The sequence below is a fragment of the Streptomyces clavuligerus genome (genome assembly GCF_005519465.1).
GTDB classification, from domain to species: domain Bacteria; phylum Actinomycetota; class Actinomycetes; order Streptomycetales; family Streptomycetaceae; genus Streptomyces; species Streptomyces clavuligerus.
The window spans coordinates 2,697,621-2,719,122 of the sequence record NZ_CP027858.1; the positions used below are offsets into that span (position 1 = coordinate 2,697,621).

At 70.8% G+C, this 21,502-nt stretch carries 18 protein-coding genes; 7 read left to right on the forward strand and 11 right to left on the reverse strand.

Features of this window, described 5'->3' with window-relative positions; translation table 11 throughout:
• Window positions 1-84: 84 nt before the first annotated feature.
• The 4 genes from CRV15_RS11090 to CRV15_RS11105 form a co-directional block, all read right to left on the reverse strand.
• Entirely contained in the window at window positions 85-1,203 is a 1,119-nt protein-coding gene (locus CRV15_RS11090) for an LLM class flavin-dependent oxidoreductase (RefSeq protein ID WP_003953298.1), read from the reverse strand.
• A 114-nt stretch (window positions 1,204-1,317) separates the two neighbouring features.
• Window positions 1,318-2,121, reverse strand: coding sequence for an SDR family NAD(P)-dependent oxidoreductase (locus CRV15_RS11095; RefSeq protein WP_003953299.1), 804 nt, complete (start codon window positions 2,119-2,121; stop codon window positions 1,318-1,320).
• Between the two features lie 12 nt (window positions 2,122-2,133).
• The gene (locus CRV15_RS11100; protein ID WP_003953300.1) at window positions 2,134-3,090 is read right to left on the reverse strand and encodes a TIGR03619 family F420-dependent LLM class oxidoreductase; all 957 of its coding nucleotides are present in this window, start codon (window positions 3,088-3,090) and stop codon (window positions 2,134-2,136) included.
• 121 nt (window positions 3,091-3,211) lie between these two features.
• Window positions 3,212-4,681, reverse strand: coding sequence for a transglutaminase domain-containing protein (locus CRV15_RS11105; RefSeq protein ID WP_230864158.1), 1,470 nt, complete (start codon window positions 4,679-4,681; stop codon window positions 3,212-3,214).
• 416 nt (window positions 4,682-5,097) lie between these two features.
• On the opposite strand from CRV15_RS11105, the gene CRV15_RS36285 reads away from it, so the two are divergent.
• The 3 genes from CRV15_RS36285 (at window position 5,098) to CRV15_RS36290 (ending at window position 6,094) form a co-directional block, all read left to right on the forward strand.
• Window positions 5,098-5,415: a hypothetical protein gene (locus CRV15_RS36285; RefSeq protein WP_003953302.1), complete on the forward strand. Its 318-nt coding sequence runs from the start codon at window positions 5,098-5,100 to the stop codon at window positions 5,413-5,415.
• Window positions 5,416-5,556: 141 nt separating this feature from the next.
• On the forward strand, window positions 5,557-5,781 hold the full coding sequence (locus CRV15_RS36675) for a hypothetical protein (protein WP_078504740.1): 225 nt from the start codon (window positions 5,557-5,559) through the stop codon (window positions 5,779-5,781).
• On the forward strand, window positions 5,774-6,094 hold the full coding sequence (locus CRV15_RS36290; protein WP_029183003.1) for a hypothetical protein: 321 nt from the start codon (window positions 5,774-5,776) through the stop codon (window positions 6,092-6,094). Before CRV15_RS36675 ends, CRV15_RS36290 begins: the two co-directional genes overlap by 8 nt.
• Window positions 6,095-6,157: 63 nt before the next feature.
• On the opposite strand, the gene CRV15_RS11130 is transcribed toward CRV15_RS36290, so the two are convergent.
• Complete coding sequence (locus CRV15_RS11130; RefSeq protein WP_003953304.1) at window positions 6,158-6,370, reverse strand: DUF397 domain-containing protein; 213 nt, start codon at window positions 6,368-6,370, stop codon at window positions 6,158-6,160.
• Window positions 6,367-7,185: a helix-turn-helix domain-containing protein gene (locus CRV15_RS11135; protein ID WP_003953305.1), complete on the reverse strand. Its 819-nt coding sequence runs from the start codon at window positions 7,183-7,185 to the stop codon at window positions 6,367-6,369. The genes CRV15_RS11130 and CRV15_RS11135 overlap by 4 nt, the downstream gene beginning before the upstream one ends.
• 152 nt (window positions 7,186-7,337) lie before the next feature.
• Here CRV15_RS11135 and CRV15_RS11140 point away from each other — a divergent pair, with 152 nt between their 5' ends.
• Both CRV15_RS11140 and CRV15_RS11145 read left to right on the forward strand, forming a co-directional pair.
• On the forward strand, window positions 7,338-7,577 hold the full coding sequence (locus CRV15_RS11140; RefSeq protein WP_003953306.1) for a hypothetical protein: 240 nt from the start codon (window positions 7,338-7,340) through the stop codon (window positions 7,575-7,577).
• 392 nt (window positions 7,578-7,969) lie between these two features.
• Window positions 7,970-8,209, forward strand: coding sequence for a hypothetical protein (locus tag CRV15_RS11145; RefSeq protein ID WP_003953308.1), 240 nt, complete (start codon window positions 7,970-7,972; stop codon window positions 8,207-8,209).
• A 102-nt stretch (window positions 8,210-8,311) separates the two neighbouring features.
• On the opposite strand, the gene CRV15_RS11150 is transcribed toward CRV15_RS11145, so the two are convergent.
• Window positions 8,312-8,581 carry a GntR family transcriptional regulator gene (locus tag CRV15_RS11150; RefSeq protein ID WP_003961423.1) on the reverse strand — a complete coding sequence of 90 codons (270 nt, stop codon included), beginning with the start codon at window positions 8,579-8,581 and terminating at the stop codon, window positions 8,312-8,314.
• A gap of 176 nt (window positions 8,582-8,757) precedes the next feature.
• Here CRV15_RS11150 and CRV15_RS11155 point away from each other — a divergent pair, with 176 nt between their 5' ends.
• Window positions 8,758-9,090, forward strand: a complete 333-nt coding sequence (locus CRV15_RS11155; RefSeq protein WP_003953310.1) for a hypothetical protein — start codon at window positions 8,758-8,760, stop codon at window positions 9,088-9,090.
• Between the two features lie 410 nt (window positions 9,091-9,500).
• Here the strand turns inward: CRV15_RS11155 and CRV15_RS11165 are convergent, their stop codons facing one another.
• Both CRV15_RS11165 and afsK read right to left on the reverse strand, forming a co-directional pair.
• Window positions 9,501-9,701 carry a DUF397 domain-containing protein gene (locus tag CRV15_RS11165; protein ID WP_003953311.1) on the reverse strand — a complete coding sequence of 67 codons (201 nt, stop codon included), beginning with the start codon at window positions 9,699-9,701 and terminating at the stop codon, window positions 9,501-9,503.
• Window positions 9,702-9,854: 153 nt separating this feature from the next.
• Window positions 9,855-12,311: a protein serine/threonine kinase AfsK gene (gene afsK / locus CRV15_RS11175; protein ID WP_065757119.1), complete on the reverse strand. Its 2,457-nt coding sequence runs from the start codon at window positions 12,309-12,311 to the stop codon at window positions 9,855-9,857.
• 382 nt (window positions 12,312-12,693) lie between these two features.
• Between afsK and CRV15_RS11180 the strand changes: the two genes are divergently transcribed.
• The gene (locus CRV15_RS11180; protein ID WP_003961419.1) at window positions 12,694-13,341 is read left to right on the forward strand and encodes a TetR family transcriptional regulator; all 648 of its coding nucleotides are present in this window, start codon (window positions 12,694-12,696) and stop codon (window positions 13,339-13,341) included.
• Between the two features lie 182 nt (window positions 13,342-13,523).
• Here CRV15_RS11180 and CRV15_RS11185 read toward each other — a convergent pair whose 3' ends face one another.
• The gene (locus tag CRV15_RS11185) at window positions 13,524-14,303 is read right to left on the reverse strand and encodes a L,D-transpeptidase (protein ID WP_003961418.1); all 780 of its coding nucleotides are present in this window, start codon (window positions 14,301-14,303) and stop codon (window positions 13,524-13,526) included.
• A gap of 182 nt (window positions 14,304-14,485) precedes the next feature.
• Window positions 14,486-21,343, reverse strand: coding sequence for a SpaA isopeptide-forming pilin-related protein (locus CRV15_RS11190; RefSeq protein ID WP_003953316.1), 6,858 nt, complete (start codon window positions 21,341-21,343; stop codon window positions 14,486-14,488).
• Window positions 21,344-21,502: the final 159 nt, after the last annotated feature.

Below are 21,502 nucleotides of genomic sequence, written 5' to 3' on the forward strand. Positions count from 1 at the left end.
CTGAATCCCGTTCGGCTGCTCCCGTTCCGTTGCCGCCGTTCCGCCGGATCCCGTCCGGCCGCTCCCGTTCCGTCGCCGACCGGGTCAGACGGCGTTACGGAAGCGGGTCGTCCGGTGTATCGGGTCGGTGTCGATACGGGGGATCACATGCTCACCGAGCAGCTTGATCGTGTTCATGGTGTCCTCGCGGCCGATCCCCACCGGCAGTCCGAACGAGAGCTGGTCGGCGCCCGCCTGCTCCCAGCGCTTGCACTGTCCCAGCACCTCCTCGGGGTCGCCGCAGATGATCAGCTCCTCCGCGATCAGCAGCTCGATGATCTCCTCGGTGTACTCGGGGATCAGCTCGGGCCACACCGGTATCCCCTCGGGCCGGGGGAAGGTGTCGTGGTAGCGGAAGAGCAGGGACTGGAGGTGGTTCAGCCCGCCGCCCACCGCGATCTCCACCGCCCGTTCATGGGTCTCGGCGCAGATCGCGGTGGTGGTGACCATGACGTTGTCGTTGACGAAGGCGCCGACGGGCTCGGCCTCGCGGACGGCCGTGCGGTACGCGTCCAGCGCCCATTCCATGTCGCCGACCTTCTGCACGCTGAAGCCGAGGACCCCGAGCCCCTTGCGCCCGGCCATCGCGTACGAGGAGGGGGAGCCCGCCGCGTACCAGAGGGCCGGGTGGGCCGGGCCGTACGGCTTCGGCAGCACCTTGCGCGGCGGCAGGGACCAGTGCTTGCCCTGGAACCCCGGGTACTCCTCCTGGAGCCACATCTTCGGGAACTCGGCGATCGTCTCCTCCCAGATCTCCCGGGTGTGCTCCATGTCGGTGACGCCCGGGAGGAACGCGAGGATCTCGTGGCTGCCCGCGCCCCGGCCGGAGCCGAACTCGAAGCGGCCCTCGGAGAGATGGTCGAGCATGGCCACCTTCTCGGCGACCTTCACGGGGTGGTTCACCGGAGCGAGCGGATTGAAGATCCCGGAGCCCAGGTGGATGCGGTCGGTGGCGTGCGCGAGATAGCCGAGGAAGACATCGCTCGCGGAGAGATGGGAGTACTGCTCCAGGAAGTGGTGCTCGGTGGCCCAAGCGTATTTGAAGCCGGAACGGTCCGCCTGGACGATGTACTCGGCCTCCTCCATCAGCGCCTTGTGCTCCGCGAGCGGGTCGGTCTCGGCACGCCTGCCGACATATCCCTGCACAAAGATCCCGAACTCCACGGCGCCTCACCCCTTCCGCCATTTCTGACACATCGTCAGACATCGATGGGCACGACTGTTCCACCGGGGGCCGGACCCGTCAATAGCTGACGATCCGTCAGGAACAGCCGATCGCTAGGGCTGCGGAGCGCCCGCCAGGAGACCGCCGTCGGCGACGATCGACTGTCCGGTGATGTACGAGGAGTCCTCGCAGCTCAGGAAGAGCGCGATCCGGGCCATCTCCACCGGCTGGGAGACCCGCCCCAGCGGCACCGTCCGCCGGACCACCTCGCCCATCGCCGCGCGGGCGCTCTCCGGGTAGGAAGCGGTGTCCGGGTCCCAGTTCACGGGGTCGGCCATGGGGGTGTCGACCCAGCCGGGGCAGACGGCGTTGACCCGAATCCCCTGCGACGCCAGCTCCAGGGCGGCGACGCGGGTCAGCCCCAGGATGGCGTGCTTCGACGCGACATAGGGGCCGTTCTCGGCCATCCCGGTCAAGGAGAGAATCGAGGCGATGTTGACGATGGTGCCGCCGCCCGCCGCCGCGATCTCCGGGGCGACGGCCCGCATCCCCAGGAACGTACCGGTCTGATTGACCCGGATGATGGACTCGTACTCCGCCGGCGAGGTGTCGAGGAGGGTGCCGCGGCTCGTCACCCCCGCATTGTTGATCAGGCCGTCCACCCTGCCGAACCGCTCCTTCGCGAGGGCGACCGCGGCGCTCCAGTCCTCCTCCCGTCCCACGTCGAGCCGGGTGTACACCGCGCTCTCCCCCAGCTCCCCGGCGACGGCCCCGCCCGCCTCGTCCAGGATGTCGCCGAGCACCACCGATGCGCCCTCGGCGGCGAAGAGCCGGGCCTGCTGCTCGCCCTGGCCCCGGGCGGCGCCCGTGATCAGTACCACCCGTCCGGCGAGCTTCCCTCGCGCACTGCTGCTCATGGTTCGACTCCTTCAGTGGTCGGAAGAGAGAAAGGGGGCCACATCGGAGGCGAACGCCTCCATCTGGTCGATCAGCTCGGCCCGGTCACGGCTGCGGAACCGCACCTGGAGCTGGTGCACACCCATGGCCGGATACGCGCGCAGCGACTCGGCGAGGGCGCCGGGCGGGCCGCTCAGGGTACGCCCGCCGACCTCCCAGGGCGGGTCCCCGATGTACAGGGGCTCGGCGATGGCGCCGATCACCAGCGGCCGGGCGATCCCCGCCGCCTCGCGCAGCTCCCGCAGCCGGGCGATCCGCCGGGGCAGCACCGTGCGCGGATCGCCCTGCGGCAGCCAGCCGTCCCCGCGCCGGGCGGCCCGGCGCAGCGCGGCGGGCGAGGAGCCGCCGACCCACAGGGGCACCTGCGGCTGGGCGGGCCGGGGTCGCTGCCCGAGGTCGGCGAAACGGAAGTACTCGCCGGTGAAACGGGGGAACTCCGCCGGTCCGAGCGCCGCCCGGAGCGCGTCCAGCGACTCGTCCAGGACGCGTCCCCGCTCCGCGAAGTCCACCCCGAGCGCGGCGAACTCCTCCGCCACATGCCCGGCCCCGACCCCGAGGATCAGCCGCCCGCCGCTGAGGTGGTCGAGGGTGGCGTACTGCTTGGCCGTGAGCAGGGGGTGCCGCAGCCCCACGACCGCGACATGGCTCAGCAGCCGCACCCGCCGGGTGACCGAGGCCAGAAAGGCCAGCGTGGCCACCGGGTCGTACCAGACCGTGGACATCGCCCCGGCGAGCCGCCGGGGCACGGCCACGTGGTCGCAGACGGCCACATACGCGAACCCGGCCCGGTCGGCCGCCCGCGCGACCTCGACGAGATCCTCCGGCCCGGCGGCGGTCCGCTCCCAGGGCTCGGTGTAGAGGGTGCTCTGGGACTGGACCGGGAGCTGGATGCCGTACGCGATCCGGTCGCCGGGCGGCTCAGGGAGCACGGGATCTCCTCGCCGGTGTCGGGCGTGACGTCGGGTGCCGAGCGGCCCCATCGTCACGCCTGACCCGCCACCGGACAAGGGGACCTCGCGGACCGCCGCGGCGGTCCGCCGGGACCACCGGTCAGAACACCCGGATCGTCAACGGTGTGGGAGGGACATCGGCGAAGACACGCACAGCGAACGTGTACTCCCCCGGAGCGGTGGGAGTCCCGACGATCGTGCCTTGCGGGAAGAGGACGAGCCCCGGTGGGAGCGAGCCGACGACGTCCAGCAGCCCGGCGAAGAACATATCCGTCGTCCCCGGCGGGACCTCCATCGCGAGGCCTTGGAACTCGGCGTCGCCGACCCGGTCGCCATAGTCCTGGACGGTGATGGCCACGGTCTCCATCTCGCGGCCGATGAGGCCCTGGTACACCTCCCCCACGCGGGCGTCGGGAAGCACCCCCTGGACGATTTTGTCGAACGCCACCTGGAGTCCCTGGTGGACGGCGCGGGCGTCGATCCCCTCCCGGTCGAGCGCGGCGTCGTGCAGCACCCCGTCGATCCGGGCGATGGCGTGATAGGAGAAGTCCCAGCCCTCTTCCCCCTGGTTCGGGTGGTACCGATTGTCCGTGGCCCGTACATCGGCCAGAGACTGGCCGTCACCGTCGGTCACCCAGATGTTCCGGCCGTTGCTCATGAACCCGCCCCAGTACATGACCGCGTTGGCGAAGAGCCCCAGGGTCTGGGCGAGCAGGACATGGAGGTTGCCCAGGTCCGTGCAGATGCCCACGCCGTCGTCGAGGACGGTCAGCGGATCGTCGTTGATGCTGTCCTCGGGGTCGTAGTCGACTCTGGCCCTGACCCCCTGCCGCAGCGCGACCGCCACCTCCTGCGGGTCCGCCCGGCCCTGCGCCATGACCGTGGCCTCCCGGACCGCCTGTGCCCGTGCCTGCCCGCAGGTGGGGGTGTCGAACAGCCGGTAGACGTGGTGGCTCGACGAGCCCACGTTGTGCACGCCGTCCCCCCGGACGAGCCGCCACTCGACGAACGCCAGGGTGTTCCCGACGGCGCCCTGCCCCGGCAGCCCCAGCAGGGGGACGACGAAGGTGTGCGTGTCCCCCAGGGGGTTCACCTCCTGCGACCGCCCCAGGACACCGCCCGGCATCAGGACATCGGCGGCTTCGAGCACCGCGGGCCCGCCGAAGCCACCGAGGCCGTCGATCCGCACCAGGGCCGTCGGCACCTCATCCTTCCGATAGGTGGCGCTGGAGATCAGCAGCCCCTGCTCCGCCGCGCTCTCCCCGTCCTCGGCCACGGGAACGGTGCCCGCGAGGTCGACCTGCTCGACCACGGGCACGGTGAGGGTGCCCGCCGACTCCATGCGCTGCACCACGGCCGCCGCCCCGGGGTCCGGCGCGGTGCCGGGCGCCTCGCGCCCGTCCCGCCCCGCCTCCTGCGCCCAGGGGTGCCCGATCCCCCGCAGCATCTGCACGACCGCCGCGTTCCCGACCCCGGCCTGGAGCCCGGCCACCCCGCGCCCCGCCGGTCTGCGCCCCGGGACCCGCGCGTCCGGAACACGGTCGTTCCTGCTCCGCTCCTGGTCACGCATCCGCCACATGCCTCCTCCGTCCGGCGCTCCGGGGCGCCCCCTCCTTGCATACGGGAGACGCGCCGCCGGGGCCAGGTACGGAAGGGCAGACCCAGGGGTCGTCGGGCACGGCAACCACCGCCGGGCGTCGTCGCCCGATCGGATGGACCGGGTGCGGACGAACCGTTCGGGCTCTCGGCACGGCAGTAGACATACGACCGTGCCGAGCGGAGACCGACATCAGAAGAAGGACGTCGAAGCTGCGCTGAAGCGGGCGGAGAAGGCAGGTCTCAAAGTGACACGGAAACAGAACGGGCACCGCTGGGGATGGGTGCTGTGCTGCCCTTGCAAGGCGGACCATGTGGTGTTCTGTACGCCCCGAAATCCTGGCCAGGGGGCACAGGAGATCGATCAATTCACACGGAGGCACACGAACTGTGCGTAACTGGCGCTTCACCTTGCACATTCAGGACCCGTTGACACCGGAACAGTCGGACACCCTGGACCACCTGGACTGTTTCGCCGACGGACGGGCGAGTCTGGTAACGGGGCCTGACACGGCCGAATTCTGGTGTTACTCCGAGGCCGAGACGCTGACTCAGGCCATCGCGGACGTCCTGGTGCGCTTCGAGGAACTGCCGGGTGTCCTCGTCCGCAGCGTCGAGCTGGACGAAATGGCGCTGGAAGACAACGGCATGTGGACCCCCGCCGTCATTCCCCCGCCGCCACCGCTGGAGGACGAGCCGGCGGCCTGACACGGTCGAGCCTCACCAGCTCCCCCTGTCCGGGGCGGCCGGTGGGGCCTTTGTGCGTTCACGGGCCCTGCCTCGCTCGTTCGGGTGGACCAAGCGCTGAAGAACCGTTCAGGCCCCCGAGGGGGCAGTAGACGTACGACCATGCCGAGCGGAGACCGACATCAGAAGAAGGACGTTGAGGCGGCGCTGAAACGGGCGGAGGAGGCCGGTCTCAAGGTGACGCGCAAGCAGAATGGGCATACATGGGGACTCGTTGTCTGCTGTCCGTGCAATGAGTTTCACCGGGTGAACTGCACACCCCGGAGTACTGGAGATGAGGCGAAGAAGATTGACAACTTCACCAGAAATCATGGGCATCATGCGTAAGTGGTATTTCACGCTGCATCTTCAGGAGCCCTTGACGGAGAAGCAGTCCAACACCCTGGATCACCTCGACCGTTTCAACGACGGGCGGATCGGGCTGGAAGAGGTCCCCGGTGTCCGGGCGAAATTCACTTGCGTCTTTGAGGCTGAGACCCTGACCGCTGCGATCAGGGAAGCGCTCGATTTCTTCGAGGACTTCCCCGGCGTCCTCGTCCGCAGTGTCGAGCTGGACGCACTTGAGTTGGACGAGAACGGCATGGCCACCCCCGCCGTCGTTCCGGCGCCGCCACCGCTGGAGGACGACCCGGCAGCCTGAAACGGTCGAGCCCCGCCGGGTCGGAGGATGGGACTCGGCGGGGCTCGGGCGTTGGCGCGGGCCCTACAGTTCGGTGCCCCGGGCGAGGGTAACCAGACCGCCGAACGCATCGATGGACACCATCAGAACAGGACCGTCGGCCTGCTTGCTGTCACGGACAGGCACCGTGCCGGTAACCGACGCGTGCGCGGGGGCCCACTCGACGCACTCTCCGTTGGGGTCGCTGTAGCTGGACTTGATCCAGGTGGCAGCAGTTGCCTTGAGCTGGGGGTTCATAGGGAGTACTCCTTGCGAATCTCTCGAATGCGGGCGACAGATGCATCATGCCCCAGGGCTTCCGCCCGCAGGCGATCAAAGATCGCCAGTGCATTCGTGACGACCTGTGCTGCCTCCAACGGACGCCCTCCCTGCGGCCCTTCGACATGCAGCGCGGTAGGTGCACCATCAAAGATCAGCACCGTAAAAGCCGCTGCTGACGCCGGTACCACATCAAACGGGATCAGCTGAAAGTTGATGTTCGGCGCCTCCGCTTCCTGGAGCAGGCGATCGAGCTGGGCTGCCATCACCTCCCGGGAGCCCACGCGCGTACGCAGACATGCCTCAGACAGGACCACCCACAGTTCGGGAGGTTTCTCCCGCTTAAGAACCTCTTGCCGCCGCATACGTGCCTTCAGGCGGGATTCAAGATCGCTTGCTGCCAAGCGCGGAGCCCCCGCCCTGTAGACCGCACGGGCGTACTCCGGCGTCTGGAACAGCCCCGGCACGAACAGCGTTGAGAAGCTGAGGATCTTGGCAGCCTTGCGTTCCTTGTTGATGTAGGGCTCGAACCACGTTGGGTCGTCGCCCTCCAGCGCGCGTTGGAGCTGCCGGGCAAGCATCGTCCCCGTCCCGAACACACGGTCACACCCCACGGCAAATTTCTCGCTTGGGGTGGCTTTGGCGTTCTCGACCCGAGAGACGTACGCCCCGCTACACCCGACCGCCTTACCAAGTCCCCGAACAGTCATCCCGCGCGTGGTGCGCAGCTCTCGAACATCTATCCCGAATTGCGCAACGGGAGTTAACGGAGCTTGCTCGTCGTCGTACTCCATGGTGTTGACCTTCCATCTTTGCTCTTCTTCCCAGGTCGAACGCCGTTCGACTTGTTGCCGAAACACCGGTAACGGTGTCCAGCCTAGGGGTAGTTGTGCTCATCTGGTCACGCAACGAAACCCCCGGGGGAATCAAGCAAGGAGGTAGTCGCATGCCCACCCACACTCCGCCGAACGGCACCGTCGCCGTGGGTTCCCTCGCGTACGACACCAGCGTCAAACGTGTGGGAGTCGTCATGGCTGTGACCGGAGCCCGGTACGCGCTCCGCCCTCCCCAGGGCGGGGTCGAGTGGGACGTGCCGCAGAAGTACTGCCGCCCCGCAACCACCGCCGATCAGCTTTCACAGGCCCTCGCCGAGGTGAACGAGCGCAGCAACAGGGGCACGCTGTGAACGCCGCTCCGATCTGAGAACGTCCGCCCGGTTGATCCTCGGACAGCCGACCGGGCGGACCACCCCCGACCCCGTCCCGTGTGGCAGCGCCTCAGCAGCGCTGCGGAGGATCGCGCGAGGACGGACGAGGGCGGGGCCGAAAGGCCCCGCCCTTGGCCCCGGTCGTCCTCAGCCCCCGTAGGGACGGCCGGGGCCCCTTCCACACTCACTGGAATCGAAAGGTGTTCCGTGCGACCCCGAAAGTCCAAGCTCTCCATAGCGATTGCCCTGGTGATCGTATCCCTGGGATATCTCGCTGTGGGGGTACTCGTCGCCGTGATTACGCAGGAACTCGAAAGCCTCTGTGTCCCGACCTGACAAGGGCGGCCCCGTCGTTTCCGAAAGGAACACCCATGTCGCTTCACGCCGAAGAAGCGCCTGACGGACCCTGCGAACTGCGCATGATCCGGATCTACGACTGCGTGGTCCCGGAGCGCGTCATCGTCGTCGCACGGGTCGCCTTCACCGTCTTCGCGAACACTCTGCGCACCGGAAAACTGGACCACCTCATGACATCCGACGAGGAGATGGCCGACGCGGTGGAGCTGGTGAACTGGTTCCGCGAGTCGGGGTCCGACCCCGGCAACCTTTAGCCGCAGGCAAACGCCACCGCCGTACGCCGAAGCACGAAGCCGAGAAGAAGTGCCCCGTCCGCGATGGTTCAGACCCTGGCGGGCGGGGCTCCCTCGTTCCGGCTACGTGTCGCCCTGGCCATCGCTGTCGGACCGGTCGGTCACATAGGAACCCCGGCCCGACACAGTGAAGATCAGGCCCCGGTCCCGCAGCAGCGCCAGTGCAGACCGAGCCGTATTCCTCGCGACCCCGTACCGCTCTGTCAGCTCTTTCTCGGACGGCAGGGGGCGACCAGGAGCCAAGTCGCCCCGCTCGATCTCTGCGATCAAGTCGGCAGCGATCTGCCGGTACGGAGGCTCCGGAGCCCGGGGGTCGATTTCGCGCGCTGCCATACCGCAGAGCGTAGCCACCACGCCAGAGGATCACTCACCTAGACAGGACTGAACAGGTATAGACGAACCTATACAGGTGGGCCTACCGTCGCTGCGAGAAACGAAAGCGCCCCGACAGACCGTCGCAACCGGTCCATCGGGGCTCCGCCGATCAGCTAAAGAGGAGCTGACCGAACATGCGAGACCTTATCGTCTGCGCATTCACGTGGGCGCTGCGTCTCTTACTGCCCGCCGAGGGACGCCACCGCACCACCACACACTCGCCCGCGCCGACCCCCGCCCCCGTCGGGCCCCTCACCGAACCCGTCCCCGCCTCACCGTGGACACGCCCCTGGACCGGCCCCAGCAGCGCCACCGCCCGCGCGATCTTCACCGCGCCGGAAACACACGGGCTCACCCCGGAACAGCGGGAACGCTTCTACGCCACCGCGTGGGCCGAGAACGGGTACGACTACACCTATGTCGCTACCTCCGGCGTGCACCAGGCCCACGCAGGGGCGTGCACGTGACGACCTGCTCCCCCGGCGAGAGGCAGCTCCCGCACCCGGGTGGGCCGTCTGCCCGTGGTGGGGGGTGCAGGGTCGTCCCCGGAAGGGACCGGCGGACAACTGCCCGCATCCAGACATCGAACGCCCGGTCTGCCGGCCCTGAGGAGTCGAGCCCGGAGGCCCCCACATCCCGCACGGTACGACTGACCCGAGCACACCAAGCCCGTCCGGCGCTTGAGGACGGACCCCGCACCCAACGGAAAGCCCGACGCGCAAGCCGACGAACCCCCGCGCGGCCCCATCCTCGGGGGCCAGGTACGAAAAGGGCAGACCCGCCGCCACCGCTGGAAGACGAGCCAGCAGCCTGAAACAGCCAAGCCCCGCCGGGTCAGCGGATAGGACTCGGCGGGGCTCCGACGACAGCGCGGGTCCTACAGCTCGGCACCCCGAGCGAGAGCGACCAGACCACCGAACGCATCCGTGGACACCATCAGCACAGGGCCATCGGCCCGCTTGCTGTCACGCACCGGAACGATGCCGTGCGAGACAACGAGATTCGCGGCAGCCTCCACGCACTCACCACCGTTGGCGCTGTAGGAAGACTTGAACCAGCGAGGGGATTCGGTCATCACGGAGAGCCCTTTCGCAACTGTTCGATCATGGCTACGGATGTTGCCTGGGACAGCGACTCGACCTGTAGGCGACGGTAGCTGGACAGCAGGGGCGGCGCTTCCCTGCACCGCCCCCTCCAGGCGGCCCCGGGACGTCACCCCCAGGCCCCCCACTCACCGCGCCCGCCCCGTCGCCGTCCCCTTCACCGCGTCCAACGCGTAAACGCACCGGTCCTTGCTACAGGCGTACACCACCCCGCCCCGCGCCACCGGCGACCCGGTGATCTCACCCCCGGTCGCGAGCTTCCAGCGGAGTTGCCCACCCGCCGCGTCGAGCGTGTACAGCACATGGTCGGCCGAGCCGAAGTGGACGCGGCCGTCGGCCACGACGGGTGAGCCCATGACCTCGCCCCCCGCGGCGAAGCGCCACATCGGCGTGCCGGTGACCGCGTCCAGGGTGTAGACCGCGCTGCCGCTGCCGACATGGACGTTGCCGCCGGTCACGAGGACCGGCTCGATCGACTGGCGGGACTCCGTGGCGATCCGCCAGCGGTCCTTGCCGGTGGTCGCGTCCAGCGCGTACACCGTGCCCAGATAGTCCGCGAGGTACACCCCGCCTCCCGTGACCGCCGGTCCTGGCGCGAACGCGGGCGCGGAGAGGAAGACCGCCGGGGCCTCGAAGTGCCAGCGCACCATCCCGGCGTCGATGTCGACGGCGAGCACCCGGGTCCCCGCGACGACATAGACGTGCCCGTCGGGCGCGGCGCACACCCGTACCGGAACCCCGCCGCAGGAGGCCGCGTCACCGACGGGGTAGGACCAGCGTTCCATCCCCGTCCGCGCCTCCAGCGCCCGCAGCCGCGCGTCCTTCCAGATGTACACGGTGTCGCCGTGGATCACCGGCCCCGACTCGGGGGTCTCGAAGTCCGTCTGCGCGCCGGTGATCTCCCACAGCTTCTCGCCGTTGGACGCCTCCCAGCCCTGGACGCCGCCGCCGCGCGTGCCGGTGACGACGGTGCCGCGCCGGGCCTTGAGGGAGTAGACCCAGGCGTCGGCCTGGACCCGCCAGCGCTCATGGCCGCCCGCCGCGTCGAGGGCGTAGACGGTGGGGCCGTCGGACCCGTGGATCAGACCGCCGTCGACGGCCATCGTCCAGGCCACGTCCTTGGTCTTGAACTGGCGCCGCCCGGTGGCCACGTCCAGCGCGTGGACCTCGAACGAGGTGACGTACAGCAGATCGCCCGCGACCACCGGGGTGCCCCAGACGTCGTTCGACATCCGGAAGCGCCACGGCCGCCAGTGAGCGGGGCCGTCGGGCGGTGACGCGGGCGGGGGGACCGGCTGCTGCCGGGCCGGGGGCCGGTCCGGGGCGGCGGGGCCGGTCAGCCCGGCCGGGGGGCGGATCCAGCCGGTGGCCGGGCCCGCGTGGCCGACCGCCGAGCGGGCCGGGTCGGCGGCCCGGGGCCCGGGGCCGATCGGCACCTGGACCCCCGGCAGCACCACCGAGGCGGCGGGCGGAAGCGGAGCGGACAGCGGCGCGGGCGCCGGGGCCATCGGGGCCGGGGGCAGCGGAGCCGGGGCCATCGGCACGGGCGACAGGGCCGGGGCGGCCCCCGCCCGCGGGTCCCCCGCGCCCCACCCGGGCAGCGCGCGCGGCGGCGCCGAGGGCATCGGCGGCGGCTCGGGCCCCCGGCGCGCCGGGGCGGCGGGCAGCGCGGGCGCGACGGGCGCCGCGGTCCGGCCGCCGCCCCGGCGCGCCTCGATCATCGCGGTCGCCCGCCCCGGCAGCCACGCGGAGGCCGTGCCGCTGTCGTCCCCGGCGGCGAACAGATGCGGGGCGAGCTGCGCCTGAAGGTCCTCGGGCGTGGGCCGGTGCACCTTGTCCGCCTGCATGCAGGACTCGATCAGCGGACGCAGCTCGTCGGGGAGCCCGGTCAGGTCGGGTCCCTCGCGCAGCAGCATGAACACGGTCTCGACCGGGTTGGCGCCGTGGAAGGGCGCGTGCCCGGTCGCCGCGAACACCAGGGTGGAGCCCAGCGAGAAGACATCGCTGGCGCCCGTCACGCTGCGGGAGTCCCGCGCCTGCTCGGGCGACATGTACGCGGGTGTCCCCACGGCGACGTTGGTCATCGTCAGCCGGGTGTTGGAGACACCGGACGCGATGCCGAAGTCGATGACGCGGGGGCCGTCCTCCACGACGAGGACGTTGGACGGTTTGAGGTCGCGGTGGACCAGGCCCGCGCCGTGGATGGACTGGAGGGCCTCCGCGATGCCCGCCGCGAGCCAGCGCACGGCCTGCGCGGGCAGTGGACCGCACTCGTTCACTATCTCTTCGAGGGAGGGTGCGGGGACATACGCCGTCGCGAGCCACGGCACCGCCGCCCGGGGGTCGGCGTCCACGACGGCGGCCGTGTAGAAGCCGCTGACCGCGCGGGCGGCCTCCACCTCGCGTGTGAAGCGGACACGGAACAGCTGGTCCTCGGCGAGCTCGGTGCGCACGGTCTTGATCGCCACCCGGCGGCCGGACGCCGACCGGGCGAGATAGACCAGCCCCATGCCTCCGGCTCCGAGCCGGCCCAGCACCTCGAACGGACCGATCCGTCTCGGATCGTGCTGCGTCAGCTGCTCCATACCTGCCTGCCACCTCCCCGTATGGGCCCCTGTCTCGCCACCGAGGCTCAGCGACCCCCGGTGGCGGTACCCACCCTGATTCTTCCTGTCCGGGCCCGTGGTTGCGAACCCGGGGGCGGATCGGCGTGTGTCATCCCTTTTCCGACGTCGAAACCGGCCCCGGCGCCCCGTCGGAAAAGGCCGGGGGCTCCGTCCGGACGCCCCGCCCGCACCAGCGGTGATACCCCGGGCGGGGACGGTGGAACACACCGTCGGACCGATCGTCGGGCCGGGCGCCGCGCCGCCGGTGAGCCGGAAGGCGCGCGCCGGGGCGCGCACAGGGGCGCACCCCATTTGCAGTCGGCCGAATCGCGCGCCGATCACCCCTCGGTAAGCTGACGGCATGACCGGACAAGTACGTACTGTCGACGGCCGGGTGGCTGGTCGACGCGGCCAGGCGACGCGGCAGAAGCTGCTCGACTGCCTCAGCGAGATGCTCAGCTCGTCGCCGTACCGGGACGTCAAAGTCATCGACGTGGCGCGGAAGGCGGGCACGTCCCCGGCGACGTTCTATCAGTATTTCCCGGATGTCGAGGGCGCAGTCCTGGAAATCGCCGAGGAAATGGCCAAAGAGGGTGCCTCCCTCACCGGGCTGGTCTCCGGACGCAGCTGGGTGGGCAAGGCAGCCTGGGCCAGCTCGGAGGAGCTGGTGGAGGGCTTCCTCGACTTCTGGCGCCGCCATGACGCGATTCTGCGTGTCGTGGACCTCGGGGCCGCCGAAGGCGACAAGCGCTTTTACAAGATCCGCATGAAGATCCTCAACTCCGTCACCAACTCGCTCACGGACGCGGTGAAGGAGCTCCAGGCCAAGGGCCGGGTCGACAAGGACGTCAGCCCCGCCGCGATGGCCGGGTCGCTCGTCGCCATGCTGGCGGCCGTGGCCTCCCATCAGAAGGGCTTCACCACCTGGGGTGTGAAGCAGGCCGAGCTGCGGCCGAACCTCGCCCTCCTGGTCCACCTCGGCATCACGGGCCGCAAGCCCACCAAGTAGGGGCCCGCCGCCGCGCCCGCCGCGGGCCCCCACGCCGGAGCCCGCCGGAGCCCGGCCCGCGCCGCCCGGCAGGCCGCCCCACTGCCCGGGAGCCACGGCCCGGGAGGCCGGGAGGGCGCAGCCTTCGCTCGGCCGTCCGTGCCCGGGGCCCTCACCCGGCCGTCCGTGCCCGGGGCCTTCGCTCAGCCGTCCGTGCCCGGCTTGGTGCCCCAGATGAAGAGCTGGTCGTCGATGTCCAGCAGATCCCACAGCTCACTCGCGTCCGACAGACGCAGATTCACACAGCCGGCCGAGCCTCCGCCGTCGTAGAGGTCGTCGTAGCGGCCGTGCAGCGCCTGCCCCCCGTCGAAGAACTGGGCGAACGGCATGGGCGCGTTGTCGTAGATCGTGGAGACGTGGTCCCGGCTGCGCCAGTAGATGGAGTGCCAGCCGAGCCGGGTCTCCTGGGTGTCCCGGCCGCTGCGGATCGGTACGGGGTCGAAGACCACCCCGCTGCTCCGCTGCACCCACAGGAGCTGCCGGTCCAGGTCCAGACAGGTGACCCGGTAGCCGCGGACGGGGCACTTCCCCTCCGCGTTGGGGTTGGCGCGCGCCTGGGCCGCGATCATCCAGCGGTAGGTGGCGAGCCGGGCGTAGCCGTCGGCGGGGGTGAGGTCCTGGGAGATCTGGAAGGCCCGGATGGCCTCGCAGTCGGCCGTGGACTGGACGCCGTCCACGGGGCGGCCGAGGTACTCCTCCAGGGGCCGCTGGTAGGGGCCCGTCCTGGCGGTGCAGGGCTCCGCGGGAGCGGCGGCGGCGGGTGCCACCGGTGCCAGGGCGGTGAGGGCGAGGGCCAGGCCCCACGCGGCGGCGGCGCCCCGGCGCCTGCCGCTCGGGGCGCGGCCCGTGCGTATGCCCCCGGGGCGGGAGCCGGCCCGGCCGCGGCGGGCGGGTCCGCCGGTCCGGCTGCGTCGTGCGTTCATCGGGCACTCCGTTCATCCGTTCGGCGCCGATGTCCCCCGTACGGCTCCGGTCCCCCTCCCCCAGAGGTACCAGCGGACCCGGGTGCCCGCCCCGGACATTGGGCCGAACCGGTGAGGACGCGGGGGCCGGTCGGGCCACCCGCGTCCTCAGCGCGTTTCAGGAAGGGTCAGCGGTCAGCCGCTCAGGCCGCCCGTGCCTGGCCTCCCTTCGCGGGCTTGCCCGGCTTGGGCTTGCCCGGCTCGCCGCGCTTGTTCGCGATGTCGACGGTCACGCCCTCGGAGGCGTTCTCCTCGGTGATCGCGATCGGGCCGGTGACCGGGTTCTCCGGGAGCACGAAGCCCTCGGGGACGGCGGTCTCCAGCAGGTAGTACTCGCCGGTCTCCAGCTCGTCGAACGCGCAGACGCCCTGGGCGTCGGTCGAGCAGCCGTTGCCCACGGGGGTGTCGGACGGGGTGCCGCCCGAGCCCGAGGTCTGGAGGCCGGGAACCCCGTTGGTCTCCCGCCACAGCTCGAACACCGCGCCCGCCAGCGGACGGTCGTTCTTGGCGTCGGTCTTGTGGAGAGTGATCTTCCCCTTGATGACGGGGGTGGGGTTGTTCTCCGCCGTCACGGAGACGCCCTCGGCGGCGTTCTCGTCGGTCAGCACCAGCGGTCCGAAGACCGGGTCGGCGGGCAGGTCGTACCCGGGCGGCGCCTGGGTCTCCAGCCAGTAGTACGTGCCGACCTCGACCGTGCGGGAGCAGCGGCCGTCGGAACCGGTCGTGCACGGGGTGCCCACGGTGGTGTCCGGGTTGATGCCGATGGTCTGGAGACCGGGGATGCCGTTGGTCTCCGCCCAGAGCTGGAACACCGCGCCCGCGAGGGTCGCGCCCGTCTCGGCGTCCTCCTTGACGACGGTCACCTCGCCGGTGACGGGGGCGGTCGGCGTGTTCTCCGCCGTCACCGTCACACCCTCGGAGGCGTTCTCGTCGGTCAGCACCAGCGGTCCGAAGACCGGGTCGGCCGGGAGGTCGTACCCGTTCGGCGCCGCGGTCTCGCGCCAGTAGTACGTCCCCACGGCCACCGTGCGGGAGCACCGGCCGTCGGCACCCGTGGTGCACGGGCCGTTGAGCTGGGTGTCCGGGTTCGGACCGCCGGTCTGGAGACCGGGAACACCGTTGGTCTCCTCCCACAGCTGGAACACCGCGCCCGCGAGCGGGTCACCGGTCCCGGCGTCCTCCTTGACGACGGTCACCTCGCCGGTGACGGGGGCGGTCGGCGTGTTCTCCGCTGTCACCGTCACACCCTCGGACGCGTTCTGCGCCGTCAGGACCAGTGGTCCGAAGACCGTGTTCGCGGGGAGGTCGTATCCGTTGGGCGCGGCGGTCTCCCGCCAGTAGTACGTGCCCACCGGAACGGTCCGCGAGCACCGGCCGTCGGCACCCGTCGTGCACGGACCGTTGAGCTGGGTGTCGGGGTCCGTGCCGGAGGTCTGGAGACCGGGAACACCATTGGTCTCCTCCCACAGCTCGAACACCGCGCCCGACAGCGGGTCACCGGTCCCGGCGTCCTCCTTGACGACCGTCACGCTGCCGGTGACGGGGGCGGTCGGCGTGTTCTCCGCCGTCACCGTCACCCCCTCGGACGCGTTCTGCGCCGTCAGCCGCAGCGGGCCGAAGACCGGGTTCGCCGGCAGGTCGTACCCGTTCGGCGCCGCGGTCTCGCGCCAGTAGTACGTACCGAGCGGAACGGTCCGCGAGCACCGGCCGTTGGCACCCGTGGTGCACGGGCCGTTCAGCAGGGTGTCCGGGTTCGCGCCACCGGTCTGGAGACCGGGAACGCCGTTGGTCTCCTCCCACAGCTCGAACTCGGCACCCGACAGCGGGTCACCGGTGGTGGCGTCCTCCTTGACGACCGTCACGCTGCCCGTCACCGGAGCGGTGGGGGCGTTCTCCGCCGTCACCGTCACCCCTTCGGACGCGTTCTCCGCCGTCAGCTCCAGCGGTCCGAAGACCGGGTCGGCCGGGAGGTCGTACCCGTTCGGCGCCGTGATCTCGCGCCAGTAGTAGGCACCGGTCGGGACGGTCCGCGTGCAGCGGCCGTTCCCGTTGGTGGTGCACGGGCCGTTCACCTGGGTGTCGGGGTCCGTGCCGGTGGTCTGGAGACCGGGAACGCCGTTGGTCTCCTCCCACAGCTGGAACACCGCGCCCGACAGCGGGTCACCGGTGGTGGCGTCCGTCTTCACGACGGTCACCTCACCGGTCACGGGGGCGGTCGGCGTGTTCGCCGCCGTCACCGAGACACCCTGCGCGGCGTTGTCCGCCGTCAGCCGCAGCGGGCCGAAGACGGGGTTCGCCGGGAGGTCGTGGCCTGCCGGAGCGGCGGTCTCGCGCCAGTAGTACGTCCCCACGGTCACCGTGCGGGAGCACCGGCCGTCGACACCCGTGGTGCACGGGCCGTTCAGCAGGGTGTCCGGGTTCGCGCCACCGGTCTGGAGACCGGGAACACCGTTGGTCTCCTCCCACAGCTCGAACACCGCGCCCGCGAGCGGGCCACCCGACTCGGAGTCGACCTTCACGACGGTCACGCTGCCCGTCATCGGGGCGGTGGGGGCGTTCTGCGCCGTCACGGTGACGCCCTCGGAGGCGTTCCCCGCGGTCAGCACCAGCGGTCCGAAGACCGGGTCGGCTGGGAGGTCGTACCCGGGCGGGGCGGCCGTTTCACGCCAGTAGTACGAGCCCTCCGGGACCGTCCGCGTGCAGCGGCCGTTCCCGTTGGTGGTGCAGGGGCCGTTCAGCTGGGTGTCGGGGGTGGCTCCGGTGGTCTGGAGACCGGCGATGCCGTTGGTCTCCTCCCACAGCTCGAACGTGGCGCCCGACAGCGGGTCACCGGTGGTGGCGTCCGTCTTCACGACGGTCACCTCACCCGTGACGGGGGCGGTCGGGGTGTTCTCCGCCGTCACCGTCACCCCCTCGGCCGCGTTCTCCGCCGTCAGCCGCAGCGGGCCGAAGACCGGGTCGGCCGGGAGGTCGTAGCCGTTGGGTGCCGCGGTCTCGCGCCAGTAGTACGTACCGGCGGGGACCGTCCGCGTGCACTGGCCGTTGACGCCGGTGGTGCACGTGCCGCTCAGCAGGGTGTCCGGATTCGCGCCACCGGTCTGGAGACCGGGAACACCGTTGGTCTCCTCCCAGAGTTCAAACATGGCGCCCGCGAGCGGGTCACCCGTCTCCGCGTCCGTCTTGACCACCGTCACATTGCCGGTGACCGGGGCGGTCGGCGTGTTCGCCGCCGTCACCGAGACACCCTGCGAGACGTTCTCGACGGTGAGGACGAGCGGTCCGAAGACCGGGTTGTCGGGCAGGTCGTAGCCGCTGGGGGACTCGACCTCGCGCCAGTAGTACGTGCCGATCGGCACGGTACGGGTGCACTGGCCGTTGCCGCCCGTGGTGCAGTCCCCGTTCAGCTGGGTGTCGGGGTTGGCACCGTCGGTCTGGAGACCGGGGACGCCGTTGGTCTCCTCCCAGAACTCGAACACCGCGCCCGCGAGCGGGTCACCGGTGGTCGCGTCGGTCTTGATGACCGTGACATCGCCGGTCTCCGGGGCGGTCGGCGTGTCCGCCGCCGTCACGGTCACGCCCTGCGAGGCGTTCTCGTTGGTGAGGACGAGCGGTCCGAAGACCGGGTCGGCCGGGAGGTCGTACCCGGGGGGCGCGGTCTCCTCGAACCAGTAGTACGTGCCGACCGGGACCGTCCGCGTGCAGCGGCCGTCGGCACCGGTGGTGCACGTTCCGCTGAGCATCGTGTCCGGGTTCACGCCGCCGGTCTGGAGACCGGCGATCCCGTTGGTCTCCTCCCACAGCTCGAACGTGGCGCCCGCGAGCGGGTCACCCGTCCCGGCGTCCGTCTTGACCACCGTCACCTCGCCCGTCACCGGGACGGTGGGGGTGTTCACCGCGGTGATCGTGACACCTTCGGACGCGTTCTCGGCGGTGAGGACGAGCGGCCCGAAGACCGGGTCGATCGGCAGCTCGTAGCCGGGTGGCGCGGCGGTCTCCCGCCAGTAGTACGTGCCCTCCGGCACCGTCCGCGTGCAGCGGCCGTCGGCACCGGTGGTGCAGGGACCGTTCAGCTGGGTGTCGGGGTTGAGGCCCGTGGTCTGGAGACCGGGCAGCCCGTTGGTCTCCTCCCACAGTTCGAACGTGGCGCCCGCGAGCGGGTCACCCGTCCCGGCGTCCGTCTTGACCACCGTCACATCGCCGGTGACCGGGGCGGTCGGCGTGTTCGCCGCCGTCACCGAGACACCCTCGGCCGCGTTCTCCGCCGTCAGCACCAGCGGACCGAAGACCGGGTTCCCCGGCAGGTCGTACCCGTTGGGCGCCGCGGTCTCGCGCCAGTAGTACGTGCCGATCGGCACGGTACGGGTGCACTCGCCGTTGACGCTGGTGGTGCAGGGGCCGTTGAGCAGCGTGTCGGGGGTGGCCCCGGTGGTCTGGAGACCGGCGATGCCGTTGGTCTCCTCCCACAGCTCGAACATGGCGCCCGCGAGCGGGTCACCCGTGTCCGCGTCCTGCTTCACGACCGTCACATTGCCGGTGACCGGGGCGGTCTCGGTGTTCCGCGCGGTGACCGTCACACCCGTGGCGGCGTTCTCCGCGGTCAGCTCCAGCGGTCCGAAGACCGGGTTCGCCGGGAGGTCGTAGCCCGCCGGGGCGGCCGTTTCGCGCCAGTAGTACGTGCCCACCGCGACCGTCTGCGAGCACTCGCCGTTGACCCCGGTGACACAGGGGCCGTTGATCAGGGTGTCGGGGTCCGTGCCGGTGGTCTGGAGACCGGGAATCCCGTTGGTCTCCTCCCAGAGTTCAAACGTGGCACCCGCGAGCAGCGCGCCCGTCTCCGCGTCCGTCTTGACCACCGTCACCTTGCCGGTGACCGGGGCGGTCTGGATGTTCGGCGCGGTGACGGTGACGCCCTGGGAGGCGTTCTCCGCGGTCAGGACCAGCGGTCCGAAGACCGGGTTCGCCGGGAGGTCGTACCCGGGCGGCGCCGCCGTCTCCTGCCAGTAGTACGTACCGACCGCGACGGTCCGGGTGCAGATGCCGTCGGCACCGGTCGTGCAGGCGCCGCCGATCTGGGTGTCGGGGTCGGCTCCGCTGCTCTGGAGACCGGGAATCCCGTTGGTCTCCTCCCACAGCTGGAAGGTGGCCCCGGCCAGCGGGGCGTCCGTCGTCGCGTCCGTCTTGACCACGGTCACGTCCCCGGTGACCGGGGCGGTCGGCGCGTTCTGCGCGGTGACCGTGACCCCGAGGGGGGCGTTCGCGGGTGTCAGGACCAGCGGCCCGAAGACCGGGTCCGCCGGGAGGTCGTACCCGGGCGGCGCCGTGATCTCCCGCCAGTAGTACGTGCCCACCTCGACGATCCGCGCGCACTCACCGGCGGAGTCGGTCGTACAGGGGCCGTTCACCTGGGTGTCGGGGGTGGCTCCGGTGGTCTGGAGACCGGGAACGTCGTTGGTCTCCTCCCACAGCTCGAAGACGGCGCCCGCGAGCGCGGCGCCCGTGGTCGCGTCGACCTTCTCGACGGAGACCTCGCCGGTGACCGGCGTCGGGGCGTTGTCGGCGGTGACGGTGATCCCCGCGGGGACGTCACCGGGTCCGAGGACGATCGGTCCGAAGACCGGATTGACCGGCAACTGGTACCCGGGCGGTGGAGTGATCTCCCGCCAGTAGTACGTGCCCAGCTCGACCGTGCGGGAGCAGATCCCGTCCACGCCGGTGGTGCAGGTGCCGGGCTCCAGGGTGTCGGCGGGCGCCTCGGCGGTCGTCGTGGTCTGGAGACCGGGAACGCCGTTGGTCTCCTCCCAGAACTCGAACACCGCGCCCGCGAGCGGCGCCTGCGTCTCCGCGTCCCGCTTGAGGACCCGGACGGGGGCGGTCGGCACGACCGCGCCGCAGTCGGGCAGGTCACCGTCGAAGGGGTAGGCGTGGAACTCCTGGCCGCCGCCACCGCCCGCGAGGCTGGTGTGGGTGATGGAGCCGCTGGAGTACACCCGGCCGTTCACCCCGGGGAGGGTGACCGTGGTCATCGACGCCGGGTTGCCGGCGAGGACGCTGCCCTGGAACTGGCCGGTGCCGACCAGCCGGATGGTGCTCGCGTCGGGGAAGTTCCACAGCAGCCGGGGCCGGAGCTGGTTCAGCGGGTTGCTCTCGTCGAGGCTGCCGCTGAAGGTGTTGATCTCCGGGTTGGCGCCGAGCATGTTGACGAGCACCGTGGCGCCCGCGGGAATGCCGTTGAAGACGATGTCCTGCTGGCCACCGGTGTTGGGGTTGGCCAGGTTGAAGTCGACGTTGAAGACCTGGAGCGCCGAGGTGCCGTCACCGGTGAAGAGCGTCTGGAAGTTCTGGTTGACGGCGGTGCCGGTGGCGGGCCGGGTGCCCTCCGCGTTCCGGGCATAGCACTGGCTGGCGTCGGTCAGCTCCCCGCGCAGCGCCGCGTAGGGGGCGGCGGCGTTCGGGTCCTGGACCGTGGTGGCCTCGACATTGCCGGTCAGGGTGCCGGCGTGGCGGACCACACCGCCCTCGGCCAGCAGGGACTCGCCCTCCGCGACAGTGACGTTCCCGCCCGTGACGAGCCAGTCCGTGCCGAGCGGCGGCGGCACCCGCGAACCGGCACCCACCTCGCCGAGGTTGTAGACGGTGCTGACTCCGGCGAGTTTGTTCTGGTCGTAGCTGCCGAGGACGACGACCTTGCCCTCTGCCTCGGCGGCCCGCTCGCGGACGAGGAAGTCGCCACCCGCGAAGATATTGATGTTGGCGTCCCGGCCCTGGATGGGCCCGTTGCTGACCCCGGGGTACGGGTTCGGGCAGTCACCCGGGATACAGGGCCCGAGGCCGCCGGGCAGCGGGGCGGCGGCCCGTACCTTCGCCGTGGTGGCTTTCTCCCCGCCCGGTGCGGCACCCGCCGATGGCAGGGCCGCCCCCAGGGCGAGCGCGGGCGCGGTCGCGGCCAGGACGACACGTGCCGTCCAGGACCGTTGTCGCAACCGCGCGACGAGTGATCTCATGCGTCGACTTCTCCTGTGAGGTCAGTCCGGCAATTCTTTGACAGGCTGGCCAGCAGGAGGTATAGGGCGTAGCCGACACTCCCGTACATATCGAATGGCGGGCGGACAATCACCGGCCCGGCCGATTCCGCCGCCCTCCCAGGGGTGTTCCGCATCGGT